Consider the following 12,764-nt stretch of genomic DNA (forward strand, 5'->3'; position numbering starts at 1 on the left):
CCGCGAATTATCGTTAACGCATTTGTACCCGAGAAGGTTAACGGCAAGCTAACGGGAGATAGTGGTTTCTTAAATAGGGAACTGCGGGATGACGTTTGCGACAAAATCGAATTCTGKTTCGAATTCAACAAGGAGATGGCGCATTTTATGTTCGACCTCATGCGCGTTGTAAGAATCATCGAGCGAAACCGAGCTTTTCTGCAGGAACCGGGAGTATAGCCGGCCGTTGTCGGCCGCTCCGGCCGGAAACCCGATCCGTTTCAGGCCTTTCGCCGATGCTTCCGCTGCGAGAGTAGCGATAATTCCTTTTCGAAGCCGGTGGTCCGAAAGCGGGCCCAGCTCGATATTGAGATGCAGCTCGCCGTCAGCACCGTTCTTGCCGGACCTTGTCGACAGATAGGTGATGAGCGGGTATCCAAGCCACCAGTTTTCACAGCCTGTCCAAATGCTTTGCATGTTGTCCAGTTTGTCCTTCCAGTCAGCCGGTAGGAAGGTTACCTGGTTCTTTTCCATTCGACAGTAGACGAATTGACCGACAACAGTTGCGAGCACCTGCTTTCGCTCGGGCTTTTTGCCGAACAATCTTTGAGCCGCGACATCAAAGCCAAGCGCAGGGCTCGGTTTCGCAAGCAGATCAAGAACCTTCTTATGATCCCGATAAAATTGATGTGCCAGATCATTGATGCTGGGAATTTCTTTGCTCAAAGATGTTCGTCCTGATCAAGTTGTATCTGAACAAAATGAATATTTCTCAGATTGAATACTTTCCAACGGATTACCCGGATCGCGGGAAATTACAACTTTTCGCATAGTTTGTTCACAGGCAAATTCGCGCCAGACACCCGGCTCGAGATTGCCAAGATCGGTGCTCCGTTTCTCAAACTGCCTTTCGTTCCGGACCGGACGATTACTTCGCTGTCGGGACGCTTGGCTGCCACGAGAAGTGATCGCCGTCGGCTGCGATGTGACCGACGCCCGGGAAGGGGAAGTGCGGCGTGAAGACGAGTTCCTTGTCCTTCGCTAGTTTCTTCAAGGTGTCGATGCGGTTCTTCTCGCCGCCCTTTTCGTCATTGTCGAACCCAACGAGCCATTCCGGTTTTACAAGCGAGATGATCGAGCTGTGCACCGTGTCACCAATGTCCAGCAGCTTCTCCTTGCCGGATACGATTTCATAACCGACATGGCCCGGTGTGTGGCCTTTCAAGCCGACCGAAGTTATCTGCGGCACGACCTCCACGCCCGGATTGAACGTCTTCACATTTCCTTCGATCACCTTGACGACGTCCGCAAGCTGGGCGTTCTTCCTGGCAAACTCCCATTCCGCCGACGACATGCGGATCGTTGCCTTGGGGAAGGCCAGCTTGCCGTCCTTAACGAGGCCGCCCATGTGATCGGGATGCGAATGGGTGATCAGAATGTCGGTGACCTCTTCCGGTTTGGTGCCTGCCTGAGCGAGGGACTGCTGCAGCGCTCCACCGACCCCGGTATCGATCAGGATCACGCGCTCTGGCTCTTTCACCAACAACGCATCCACGCTCAGCGTCACGGTATCGGTCGGCGCACCTGACGCCTTTAGCACTTCACCAATTTCCTCCGGGGAGTGTCCAATACCGAAGATCTTGCCGTCATTGGGCAGTACGAACTGGGCGTCGTGCAACGAAACCAGATCGAGGGAGCCAATCTTGAAGGCTTTCGAGTCCGGCTGCTGCGGAGGCATTTGCGCGGAGGCGGATCCCGTGATCGCCAACGCCAGAGACGAAGCCACGAACAAAGTTTTGGAATTCAGCATGACGAGATCCTCTCACTTCGGGAGCGATGAAGTCATTTAGGCTCCATCATCAAGCCAGGCTCCTCGCAGTCTCGCCAAGATATCACCGTTGCGAACCCGGCGGATATAGTTCAAGGAGCTAGGGCAGGAGTAGGGTATCTATCAAATTTCCAACTGTCACCAGACGGACAGGCTCAGACGTTGTCCCGGCAGAGTTTTAATTCGCATCCAGCCCGGATCTTGCATTCGTAAGCTGCAGGCTACGTACTGCGCTCGATGACACTCACGGCAATTGGCGGTTCTTGGCCTCGCTCGGCGCATAGCCGAAATGGGCCTTGAACGCACGGCTGAACGCCGCATCCGACGCATATCCGCAGCGATAGGCCGCCTCGGTTACCTTCAATCCGCCGCTGCGGAGCAAGTCGGCGGCTATTGTGAGACGCCATCGCGACAGGTAACGCAGAGGCGGCTCGCCGACCGCGGCGGTAAATCGCTCTGCAAAAATGGAGCGGGACATTCTTGCGATCTCGGCAAGCGACTGCACGGTCCAGCGCCGGAAGGGATCAGCGTGCATGGCGTTGAGGACCCGTCCAATTCGCTCCTCGCCCAACCCTCCAAGCCATCCCATGTGGTTGGCCTCGATTGCTGCCCAACTGCGCAAGGTACGAATGACCAGGAGGTCGATCAGGCGGGAAATCATCAGGGACGAGCCTGGATCAGGTTGCCGTGCCTCCGCGACCAGGAAACGCGATATGGCTGCGAGCCATGGCGGTGTTCCGGCGTCGCCGCGAGGGATGTGAATCAAGGCCGGAAGCGCGGACATGACCGCGGGAAGCTGGCTTCCCTCGAAGCTGAAAAAGCCTCCGACCAGTTGGCTGACTGGCCCGTCACCGCCATGTCGCAGTACCAACTCGTCTCGATCGAAATGTTCGGCCGCGACCAAGCCGATATTCTCCGCCGGTGAACCCAGGGCGTCGGTGATCACGTGGCCTTTTCCCAGTGGCAACAAGACAAGATCGCCCTGATTGACCCGCGTTGGCCTCTCGCCGGCCGGTGTCACCAAGACCTGACCCGTCTCAATGAAATAAAAGTGTGCGGGTCCGGGCTGAAACTGCAGCCCCCACGGTTCTCCGAGAAAAGCGCTGTAAACCAACTCACCGCGTAGACGGATCAGCTTCAACACCTCTGACAGCACGTCATTGCGTGCCGCCGACATCCCAAAGTCCTGCGTCATTCCGGACGATCCATCATGTATTTCGGAAGCAGTGGCATATCCCGACCTCCGGCTTTCCCCTAGTTTTTGCCTGCCGACTGCCGCTGAAATTACCAGTAAAAATGCGAAGGAACAATGAAATGACCGCCGGAAACTCTGTACCAAACTCTTCTTCAAACGCCTCCGCCATGGCTGCAGAAAAGCCGCCCGTCATTCTCGTTCATGGCGCTTTCGCCAGCGGCTTTGTTTGGGGGCATGTCGCAGCCAAGCTGCAGGCCGCTGGCCATGAGGTTCTGACAATCGATTTGCCTGGTCGACCGTCAAACCCGATGACCCCTGACGCGGTCAGTCTCGATCTATATCGCGATACGGTGCTCGTTGCGCTTGCCAACGCCAATCGTCCCGTGATTCTGGTCGGCCACAGCTTCGCCGGCATCGTCATCGCTGCTGCCGCCGAGCGGGCGTCAGAGAAGATCAAGACACTGGTCTTTGTCGCCGCTTACCTCCCGCATGACGGGGACTCGCTCCTGTCGCTGGCCCAGCAGGATCACGACGCCAAGATCGGGCCGCATCTGAGGATCGACCAGGAAAAGGGGATTGCCGTGGTCGAATACTCGGCGCGTGCCGAACTGTTTGCCAATGACGGTCCGGCGCCTCTGAAGGAGAAGCTGCCGGGCCTCATCCTCGACGAGCCCGTGGTTCCGTTGGTGACCCCCGTGCGCCTCACGAATAGCCGGTTCGGGAAGGTCGATAAGGTCTACGTCCATACCAGCGCGGATCAGGTTATCAGTCCCGCCTTCCAGGCCAGGATGGTTGGCAGCATGCCGGTGCGCCGCACGGTGACGCTGCAAGCGGGCCACCTGCCGTTCCTGACTGACGCTGATGGACTCGCTGCGGCGATCGAGAGCGCGACTGAGTAAACAGCAGCGAGAACATTGCCGCGATCGCGCAGGCGGATGACGTTCGCCTCCGCACTTCCTACTGACCCTTTGGTGCTCCTGTTCTATTTCTCGTCTCGGGCTGAAAAGATCGTTCAATCGGTAATTTTGCCTAACCTCTCCGGAATTTAATCAACGGCTTGCAACTGCCGAGCCACATCAATGATGTCGGCTGCGGTTAAGAAAAGGAAGGAACGAACCTTGATCGTGATCGGCCCCGAAGAAGTGGCAAACAGATTAGGACGCCAGAAGTGCATTTCTCTCATGCGGGAGGCCATGATCAGACTGTCGACGGGACAATCCCGGCAGCCTCTTCGCAACGTCATAGATCTCGGCAACGGTGACCTATTCGGCGTTATGCCAGGTGTCCTGGATGGCGCGGGGTTCGGTGCGAAACTCGTCAGCGTCTTCCCATCCGCGGCAGCGCATGGTCGATCGCATCAAGGAGCAATCCTGCTCTTCGACAGAAGCACTGGGGCGCCGACCTGTTTAGTCGATGCAGGTGCGGTCACGGCGATCAGAACCGCCTGCGCTTCCGCCGCGGCAACGGACATATTGGCTCGCGCAGATGCCAAACGGCTTGCGATCCTCGGCACGGGAGAGCAAGCGTGGCAGCACGCTCTCGCAATCCCGCATGTTCGTGAACTTGAGCACATTGCGATATGGGGACGATCACGGGAAAAGGCGCAATATCTTTGTGAACGTATTCGCCAGGAACTTGCCATTTCTACAGAAGTCGCAACAAGCCCGAGGGCCGCGGTTGAAACGGCGGATATAATCTGCACGACAACATCGGCCCGGGATCCGATCCTCTTTTCTGCAGATGTTCGTGATGGGGCGCATGTCAATGTTGTTGGATCCAGCTACGCTGGACCGGCCGAGATCGACGAAATGCTTGTCAAGCGAGCACGGTTTTTTCCTGACCATCGAGAAGGCGTCATCGCGCAAGGCGCTGAATTCCTGAGGGCGAAGGCGGCCGGACTTGTTTCCGAAATCGATGTTCTTGCGGAGATAGGAGCAGTGTTCGCCGGCGCGTCCGAGGGCAGGGTAAGCAAGGCCGATGTGACAATCTACAAATCACTCGGGTCCATAGTCCAGGACCTCGCATGTGCTGCTTTTCTTCATCACACATACACGAAGGGTGTCGACCCAAAGAGCACCATCAGCGAAGCTTGAGACGCGTTATCAATGTCCTCGAGCGGCGGATCGCTGTAAGGGCTGCTCCCGCCGCAACGACGCAGAGACCGATGGTCAGAATCTGGTTCTGCCAACCCCATAATGGCTCGAGAAGGGATGCCAATCCCGCCACCGTGATCGTTGCCATCCGATGCTGCTTTGCCATCGGGCCGGAGAAGTCGCTGGGATTGCCGGTGGCGCGGCCGAGTTCCCGGACATAGGCCGTCAGCACGGAGAAAGCGCCGGCGGCCCAGCCCAATCCCGGCATCTCGATGCCATAGCCAACGCCGGCGAATATCATCAGGTCGGCGATGCGATCCGGGAATTCGTTCCAGAAAGGACCGTCAGCCTCTCCCTTTCCGCCTTCGACCGCCACCATGCCGTCGAACAGGTTGCAAAGGAGGCGCGCCTGGCAGAATAGAACAGCAAGAAGCAGGTAGCCCGCACGCGGCAAGCCTGTTGTCTGTCCCGCCAGATAGAAAGTGCTGCCGGCAATTGCCGCAGCGAGCATGCTGGCTTGCGAGATCTGATTCGGCGTGATTGCGCGTGCGGCCATCCATCGGGCAATGGCGCCCGCCCATCGGGTATTGCGGCTTGCCAGGGGCCTCCTGTCTGCTGTCTCCATCATGTGTCGAAACCTCGTCTTGCGGAGATCGAATAATTGTAGATCGCGGCATAAGTCGTCGATACAAGCAACGGCAGCGCGATGGTCCGAAGTATTTCCGGCGTACCGCTCGCCGCATGGATCGCCACCAGAATGCTGGCAGAGCCAAGGCAGGCAATTAGCGGCGGGGCCCAAAATCGTGCTGGACCGCTGAAGCGGACGGAAAGCCAGTCGATCACCGATTTCAGGAAAAGCGTCAGGGCGGCGGAAATCGTCCCCTGCACGAGACCGGCATAGAGCGGCGCCGGCATGGCGTGGGCGCGATTGGCGAAGACGGCCCAGCTGCCCATCGCCAGAAAGGCAAACAGGACGTGCACCACTCCGCTGCGCAGAAGACGTTGCAGCAAAACAGGCATCAGAGGGACCACCAGTAGCGGGTAAGATGGAAGAAGATGGGTGCAGAGAAGACGACGGAATCAAGCCTGTCGATCAATCCGCCGTGGCCTTCGATGAGATTGCCCCAATCCTTGACACCGCGGTCGCGCTTGATCGCCGACATCACCAGGCCACCGAAGAAGCCCATCAGCGTGATGACCAAGGCGAGAAGACCGGCCTGAAGCGGTGCAAATGGTGTAATCCACCAGAGGCCCGTTCCAATCAGCGTCGCACTGATGACACCGCCCACAAAGCCCTCGACCGTTTTCGACGGCGACAGTCTTGGCGCAATCTTTGTGCGTCCGAACAGTTTGCCCCAGACATATTGCAGGACATCGCTGAGCTGGACGACGATCACCAGGAAGGCGATCAACAGCACATTGCGGCCCTCATATCCCGGTATCTTCAAGGTCAGCAGAGCTGGCACGTGGGACGCGCAGAAGACACAGATCATCAAGGCCCACTGGACTTCCGCGATGCGGACGAGAAAGCGCTCCGTATCGCCTCGCAGTACCGAGATGATCGGCATCAGCAGGAAGGCGTAGACCGGGATGAAGATTGAAAATATGCCGTATTGTTCAGCCCAGAGCAGAAAATACTGGATCGGAACGACAACGAAAAAGGCTGCCGCAAGCGCCCAGTGATCCGCCCTTTTTGTATTGATGAGGGTTACGAATTCGCGAAGTGCTGCGAACGAACAAAAGCCAAACAGGATCAACACGCCGATACGGCCCGCCATGAAAGCGATGCCGATCAGGATGACCATGACCCACCACGCCTTGATCCGCGCGTTTAGGTTTTCGACAGCCGCATTCGAGCCGTTCGGCGAGAAGCGTTGCTGCAATATGTAACCGATGACTGACGCAACAATGAGCACGCCGAAGATCCCGGCTACAAGCGTCATAAGATCGGAGTTCGCGCCACTCATTCCCCACCGCCTACAGTGTTCGGACACAGGGCCAGCAGAGCGGCCTGCATCCGTTCAAGAAAAACATCCTTCTCTTCTCCCGGTGCGATCCTCAAAGCGCTGCCGAAAGTAACCGTGCAGATCAGCGGTATCGGAACGATCTCGCCTTTCGGCATGACGCGGTTGAGATTGCTGATCCAGACTGGCACGAGATCGACATCAGGGCGCGCCATCGCCAGATGGAAGATGCCGCTTTTGAACGGGAGGAGCCGTGCGTCGGACTGGTTTCGCGTACCTTCCGGGAAGAGAATGAGGGACGAACCGGCATCGATGGCCGAGGCCATCTGCGTGACGGGATCTTCCGTTCGCTTGTCCCGATCCCTCGCAATCAGCACCGCGTTGAAGACATCGCTGCCGATGAAGCGATTGAGCCAGGACTTCAGCCAGTATTCAGCCCCTGCGACCGGACGGGCTCGATGCCGCAGCCTTGGCGGCAGTACCGTCCAGACCAGAACGAAATCGCCGTGGCTGGAGTGGTTGGCATAATAAACACAAGGGCGGGAGGGCAGCCCTCCCTCAGGCCACACGGCGCGGACCGCCGTGACGGCGCGTGCGAACAGTACGATGACCGTCGCCGCGGCCTTTGTAAGCAAAGCCTTCATTCACCACTCTGCTGATGTTAGCCGGTCACCAACCGAAACTCTAGCATTGTCATCGGCAGAAGGAAGGAGCTTCGCGGGTTTTCAACCGAAAGGCGTAGACATACTTCGACGGAGGCCGATAGAGCCGAACGCCATCGATGTCCCGGTCGCCTCGCGATCGACGGTCAGTCTTAGACGTGGCCACCGTTCGAGGGTTTAAGGGAGAGGCATCACACCTGCGAAATCGCGCGTCGCCTGATACTGGCGGCGGCGACGTCCTGGCTATCACAACCCCGGCGCACTTCAAAAGCGACAATCAGTGATCCCTGATGACTGGCCCCCGGCCTTCGGCCTGCTCTAGCACTTGGGGAGTGGCTCGCAGATCAATCGTATTCGGCTTCTGGCCTGGCTGCCAGGAAAACCAGATTGCGATCGGGCGCCGGTAATGCCTGTTGAGAGCTTCGGCCGCTTCCTTTTCGAAACGAGTCCGTTCTTTTTCGCTATCGGTAACATTCCGCTTTTCGTAGATCACAGTATTTCCTCCCCCAGATTTAGATATAACTCTGGATCATGCACAGAAAAATCTTGTCGAAAACGGACCAAAGTCCGAGGTGAAGTGGATTGTGGTGCGAATGGGAAGGCCGCATGGAGTTCAATGTCCCTAGCAGCGTGATCATAGACTTGCGTGTCTGAGGGTTATAGGCGAAGGATGTTCGATGCCCGGGTTAAATCCTGAATTTAAAGGGAATTGTTCTGGAGATGGCGATCGGATCCGGCCACTTATCCTTCGTCGCCTGCCGTCGACGCAACGACAATTAATCGAGCCGCTCATTTCATCGCTTGATCGTTCTTGTCACCGTAGGAAACAACGCAGTTCCGGCCTTTTTCCTTAGCGAGGTAGAGAGCCGCGTCAGCCCGGCGCTGAAGGTCCTCCGCCGATGCCCGGTCACCATCTCGCGACGCCGTTGCCACTCCGATGCTCACGGTGATGTAGGGCATGACGCGAGATGTCGGGTTGGGGAGAGAGGCAGCTTCCACGCGGCTTCGGATTGTCGCAGCAATTGATCTGGCGGTGCGGTCATCGGCCCCTGGGAGAAGAACCAGAAATTCTTCGCCCCCGTAGCGAGCGACCTGATCCTGCTCATCTCTCATGCTGCTCTGAATGATGCCGGCAACCTTGACCAGACAGCGATCACCCTCGGCGTGACCGAGGTTGTCGTTGAGCCTCTTGAAGTCGTCGACATCGCACATCAGCATCGCAATGGTATTTGCGCCCTGTTCGTCCTTCCAGCAACGCTGCAGGGCATCCATCATCGAACGTCTGTTCGCGACGCCTGTCAGCGGGTCGGTTCGTGCAAGCAGTTCGAGGCGGGCATTTGCATCCGTCAGATCCGCCAGCCGATTTCGGTCCCGCAACTCGAGCAGGAAGGTCTTCTGGGCAAGGATAATCGCGGTACGGCGCGCCACCACCGTTGCCGCGACGCCTCCTGTGAAAAACAGCGTCCCTGCGATCGCGCTTCCCACAGCGATATCAGGGTTTCGAAGCTGAAACGTGAGGTAGATCCCAAGGGCATAAGCAGCAATGGCAATCCCCCAGCTTAACGGCATGGGAAATATGACGATGGCGGTAACGGCCACAAAGAGCATGATGGTGAGGTGCCGTTCATAAAACTCGCCGCCAGTGTTGACGCCTACCAAGGCCACAGAGAGCAGAATCAGAAAAACCCCGGAAAGAAGGAATACGCCATGTTGCCAAGGCGCCAGGGGCTTTCGAAAAGCGATCTCCGTCACGATGGCAGCGGGGGGAAGGATGGCTGCTGGAAGCAGCATTGGTTCGACGGTTTCGATTGGAAGCAGGATTGCGTTGAGGCCGAGCGCCAGGACATCGAGTACGATAACCCAGGCCATCCAGGCGCGGATGATTTTTGAAGCCTGCGGCCAGGAGCGTTCGCGAAAAAGATAAGCGAGTTCTCCATCGAGGCGAATATCACGCGTGCGCCCGCCCAACTGGCGCTCGACTTCCTCTATAATCTCGGCGCTCAGCCGCTGCGGAAGCTTGCGCGGGTGTGCTCCTACCGATTTGCCATCGGTTTTTGTTTGCTTGGCGTCCATCTGGTGGATCTAGGCAGGAGGCGTCTACGGACAAGACGACGTGACCCTAGGGTCGGGGAGGACGGCGTTGGCTGCCTAAAGAAGTCCTCTCTCAGGATCCAGGGACTGAAAGAGCCTGTATCAGATCGGGGCAGCGGAATCTCGCAGGTTCTCCGCTGCCAGAATGGGCGTGTTGCGCGAACGATAGTGATGCGAGTCCGTAACGGCCCGCTTCGGGATTGTTCCGACAAGTGGACATTCGATAGAATTCATGGCACTGGTTCAATCATGAATTATAGCGCCGCCCATATCCTGCTCCTAGGCACCTTCGCTTGACGAGGGTGGGTTAGCGTGCGCGCTTTTATGATGCAACCCGCCGAAGAGGCGGGTTTTTTATTGCTCTCTTCGGCCAGATCAACCGATAGAGGCAATTGTGGCTTACGATCCAAAGCGTATTGAGCCCAAGTGGCAGAACTACTGGCACACAAACTCAACATTCCGAACCGGCGAAGATCGCTCCAAGCCGAAATACTACGTACTCGACATGTTTCCGTACCCCTCTGGCGAAGGCCTGCATGTCGGGCATCCGGAGGGCTATACCGCGACCGATATCGTCGCGCGCTACAAGCGGATGGCAGGTTTCAACGTGCTGCATCCGATGGGCTGGGATGCCTATGGGTTGCCGGCGGAGCGCTATGCAGTGCGCACGGGTGTACACCCCGCCGTTACCACCAGGACCAATATCGCCAACTTCAAAAGCCAGGTGCAGCGACTGGGCTTTTCCTACGACTGGAGCCGCGAACTCTCCACCACTGATCCCGACTTCGTCCGCTGGACACAGTGGATCTTCCTCAAGCTCTACGAACGTGGCCTTGCCTATCAGGCAGAGGTGCCGGTCAACTGGTGTCCGGCACAAGGGACGGTTTTGGCCAATGAAGAGGTCAAGGACGGCAGATATGTGGAGACGGGGGAGCCTGTCGAGCGCCGCCTCATGCGCCAATGGATGCTCAAGATCACCGACTATGCCGACCGTCTGCTGGAAGACCTGGACGGGCTCGACTGGCCCGAGGGCATCAAAACCATGCAGCGCAACTGGATCGGTCGTTCGGAAGGAGCAGAGATTGCCTTTGCCATTGGAGGGCGCGGAGAGCGCATCAGTGTCTACACCACTCGGCCCGAGACGATCTGGGGAGCGACCTTCCTCGTGCTGTCGCCCCAGCATGCAGCGGTAGCGGCGATCACGACGCCAGCGCAGCGAGAGGCGGTGCAGGCCTATCTCGCCCGCGCTGCGACGCAGAGTGATGTCGAAAAATCGCAGGAGCGCGACAAGACCGGCGTATTCACCGGCGCATATGCCATCAATCCTGCCTCCGGCACACCAATGCCGGTATGGATCGCCGATTACGTGCTGACGGGCTTTGGTACCGGCGCAATCATGGCGGTGCCAGCCCACGATAGTCGCGACCACGCATTTGCACGTGCTTTCGGCCTGCCGATCGTTGAAGTTGTCGCAGCCTCGGCGGAAACCGATATCGAGGAAGAGGCGTGGGAAGGTGAGGGCAGGCTGGTCAATTCGGGCCTCTGGACCGGTCTCGACACACCAACGGCAAAGCGGGCCGCTATTGTCTGGGTTGAAGAGCAGGGCGTAGGGCGAGGCCGCAAGCAATATCGCCTGCGCGACTGGCTGTTTTCGCGCCAACGCTATTGGGGCGAGCCTTTCCCGATCCTGCACCGGGCGGATGGCGCTATTGTACCCCTGCCAGCGGATGCGCTTCCGTTGTTGGCACCGGAGCTCGACGACTACAAGCCTACCGAAACAGGCGAACCTCCACTGGCGCGGGCCGAGGGCTGGATGCGCACGAGTGATCCCGCGACCGGTCTGGCAGCGCTGCGGGAAACCAATACGATGCCCCAATGGGCGGGCTCTTGCTGGTACTATCTGCGCTTTGCCGATCCGAGAAACGCCCTGGCTCCGATCGATCCGGCGGTGGAGAAATATTGGCTGCCCGTCGATCTCTACGTTGGCGGCGCCGAGCATGCCGTGCTGCATCTGCTTTATGCCCGCTTCTGGCACAAGGTGCTCTTCGATATAGGGGTCGTATCAACCAAAGAGCCGTTCCAGAAACTGTTTAATCAGGGCATGATCCTGGCCTTTTCCTACCGCGACGCCACCGGCAAGTATTACCGTCCCGAGGATGTCCGCGAGCGCAATGGCCAATGGTTCGCCGGCGAGATGCCGGTGAGCCAGCAGGTGGAGAAGATGTCCAAGTCCAAGGTCAATGTGGTCAATCCGGACGAGGTGATCGATCTCTACGGTGCCGATTCCATGCGGCTCTACGAGATGTTCATGGGGCCGCTCGACGTTGCCAAGCCGTGGCAGATGTCGGGCGTCGCCGGCGTCAGTCGCTTCCTGCACCGGGTCTGGCGCATGATCGCCAACGAAGCCGACAGCCTGAGCGACCAGATCAGCGATACCCCGCCCACAGGCGATATCGTTCGCCTGATGCACAAGAGCGTGCGCGCGGTCAGTGGGGATATCGACGCGATGCGGTTCAACACAGCGATTTCCAAGCTGATGGAGATGTCGAACACATTGATCGCGCTGGATCAAAGGCCGCGGGCGGCGGTGGAAACTTTCGTGTTGCTGCTGGCTCCTTTCGCGCCCCATATCTGCGAGGAATTATGGTGCATGCTGGGTCACAAGACCTCACTTGCCTACGCCCCGTGGCCGTCATTCGATGAAACTCTGGCTGAAGACGAGCGTCGCGAGTACGCTGTTCAAATTAACGGTAAGCTGCGTCACAAAGTGTTCGCCGCTCCCGGTCTGTCTGCCGACGCGCTTCTGATTGTCGTCAAGAACGATCCGCGCGTAAGTGCGCTGCTCGAGGGCAAGCAAATTAGAAAAGAAATCGCGGTACCAGACCGCCTTGTTAATTTTGTCGTGGGAGATTGATTGCCGCGAACATCTTGGCTTTTGCGCGTTCGGAACCC

General features: G+C 58.0%; 11 protein-coding genes. 3 read left to right on the forward strand and 8 right to left on the reverse strand.

Going from position 1 to position 12,764, the window contains the following annotated elements:
* Nucleotides 1–69: 69 nt before the first annotated feature.
* The 3 genes from AC1DF8_RS12555 to AC1DF8_RS12565 form a co-directional block, all read right to left on the reverse strand.
* Nucleotides 70–705 (reverse strand): hypothetical protein, encoded by a 636-nt coding sequence (locus AC1DF8_RS12555; RefSeq protein WP_478153784.1) that lies wholly within the window; start codon nucleotides 703–705, stop codon nucleotides 70–72.
* Between the two features lie 202 nt (nucleotides 706–907).
* Nucleotides 908–1,789: an MBL fold metallo-hydrolase gene (locus tag AC1DF8_RS12560; protein ID WP_018114432.1), complete on the reverse strand. Its 882-nt coding sequence runs from the start codon at nucleotides 1,787–1,789 to the stop codon at nucleotides 908–910.
* 262 nt (nucleotides 1,790–2,051) lie between these two features.
* Entirely contained in the window at nucleotides 2,052–3,002 is a 951-nt protein-coding gene (locus AC1DF8_RS12565; protein WP_210299325.1) for an AraC family transcriptional regulator, read from the reverse strand.
* A 119-nt stretch (nucleotides 3,003–3,121) separates the two neighbouring features.
* Here AC1DF8_RS12565 and AC1DF8_RS12570 point away from each other — a divergent pair, with 119 nt between their 5' ends.
* Nucleotides 3,122–3,901, forward strand: a complete 780-nt coding sequence (locus tag AC1DF8_RS12570) for an alpha/beta fold hydrolase (protein WP_478153785.1) — start codon at nucleotides 3,122–3,124, stop codon at nucleotides 3,899–3,901.
* A gap of 225 nt (nucleotides 3,902–4,126) precedes the next feature.
* The gene (locus tag AC1DF8_RS12575) at nucleotides 4,127–5,095 is read left to right on the forward strand and encodes an ornithine cyclodeaminase family protein (protein WP_478153904.1); all 969 of its coding nucleotides are present in this window, start codon (nucleotides 4,127–4,129) and stop codon (nucleotides 5,093–5,095) included.
* Here the strand turns inward: AC1DF8_RS12575 and AC1DF8_RS12580 are convergent.
* The 5 genes from AC1DF8_RS12580 to AC1DF8_RS12600 form a co-directional block, all read right to left on the reverse strand.
* Nucleotides 5,082–5,723, reverse strand: coding sequence for a CDP-alcohol phosphatidyltransferase family protein (locus AC1DF8_RS12580; RefSeq protein WP_112970473.1), 642 nt, complete (start codon nucleotides 5,721–5,723; stop codon nucleotides 5,082–5,084). The genes AC1DF8_RS12575 and AC1DF8_RS12580 overlap by 14 nt on opposite strands.
* The gene (locus AC1DF8_RS12585) at nucleotides 5,720–6,115 is read right to left on the reverse strand and encodes a hypothetical protein (protein WP_112970472.1); all 396 of its coding nucleotides are present in this window, start codon (nucleotides 6,113–6,115) and stop codon (nucleotides 5,720–5,722) included. Before AC1DF8_RS12585 ends, AC1DF8_RS12580 begins: the two co-directional genes overlap by 4 nt.
* A complete protein-coding gene (locus AC1DF8_RS12590; RefSeq protein WP_112542588.1) occupies nucleotides 6,115–7,062 on the reverse strand; it encodes a phosphatidate cytidylyltransferase in 948 nt (315 codons plus the stop codon). Before AC1DF8_RS12590 ends, AC1DF8_RS12585 begins: the two co-directional genes overlap by 1 nt.
* Nucleotides 7,059–7,703, reverse strand: coding sequence for a lysophospholipid acyltransferase family protein (locus tag AC1DF8_RS12595; RefSeq protein ID WP_018114117.1), 645 nt, complete (start codon nucleotides 7,701–7,703; stop codon nucleotides 7,059–7,061). Before AC1DF8_RS12595 ends, AC1DF8_RS12590 begins: the two co-directional genes overlap by 4 nt.
* 807 nt (nucleotides 7,704–8,510) lie before the next feature.
* Nucleotides 8,511–9,794, reverse strand: a complete 1,284-nt coding sequence (locus tag AC1DF8_RS12600; RefSeq protein WP_478153786.1) for a GGDEF domain-containing protein — start codon at nucleotides 9,792–9,794, stop codon at nucleotides 8,511–8,513.
* A gap of 412 nt (nucleotides 9,795–10,206) precedes the next feature.
* On the opposite strand from AC1DF8_RS12600, the gene leuS reads away from it, so the two are divergent.
* Complete coding sequence (gene leuS / locus AC1DF8_RS12605; protein ID WP_183880573.1) at nucleotides 10,207–12,726, forward strand: leucine--tRNA ligase; 2,520 nt, start codon at nucleotides 10,207–10,209, stop codon at nucleotides 12,724–12,726.
* Nucleotides 12,727–12,764: the final 38 nt, after the last annotated feature.

The sequence above is a fragment of the Rhizobium sp. 05N49 genome (assembly GCF_056396805.1).

Excerpts from the sequence above, each read along its gene's own strand:
- AC1DF8_RS12560 (WP_018114432.1), bottom strand. The coding sequence starts at position 1,789 with ATGCTGAATTCCAAAACTTTGTTCGTGGCTTCGTCTCTGGCGTTGGCG.
- AC1DF8_RS12565 (WP_210299325.1), bottom strand. The coding sequence starts at position 3,002 with ATGACGCAGGACTTTGGGATGTCGGCGGCACGCAATGACGTGCTGTCA.
- AC1DF8_RS12570 (WP_478153785.1), top strand. The coding sequence starts at position 3,122 with ATGACCGCCGGAAACTCTGTACCAAACTCTTCTTCAAACGCCTCCGCC.
- AC1DF8_RS12580 (WP_112970473.1), bottom strand. The coding sequence starts at position 5,723 with ATGATGGAGACAGCAGACAGGAGGCCCCTGGCAAGCCGCAATACCCGA.
- AC1DF8_RS12585 (WP_112970472.1), bottom strand. The coding sequence starts at position 6,115 with ATGCCTGTTTTGCTGCAACGTCTTCTGCGCAGCGGAGTGGTGCACGTC.
- AC1DF8_RS12590 (WP_112542588.1), bottom strand. The coding sequence starts at position 7,062 with ATGAGTGGCGCGAACTCCGATCTTATGACGCTTGTAGCCGGGATCTTC.
- AC1DF8_RS12595 (WP_018114117.1), bottom strand. The coding sequence starts at position 7,703 with ATGAAGGCTTTGCTTACAAAGGCCGCGGCGACGGTCATCGTACTGTTC.
- AC1DF8_RS12600 (WP_478153786.1), bottom strand. The coding sequence starts at position 9,794 with ATGGACGCCAAGCAAACAAAAACCGATGGCAAATCGGTAGGAGCACAC.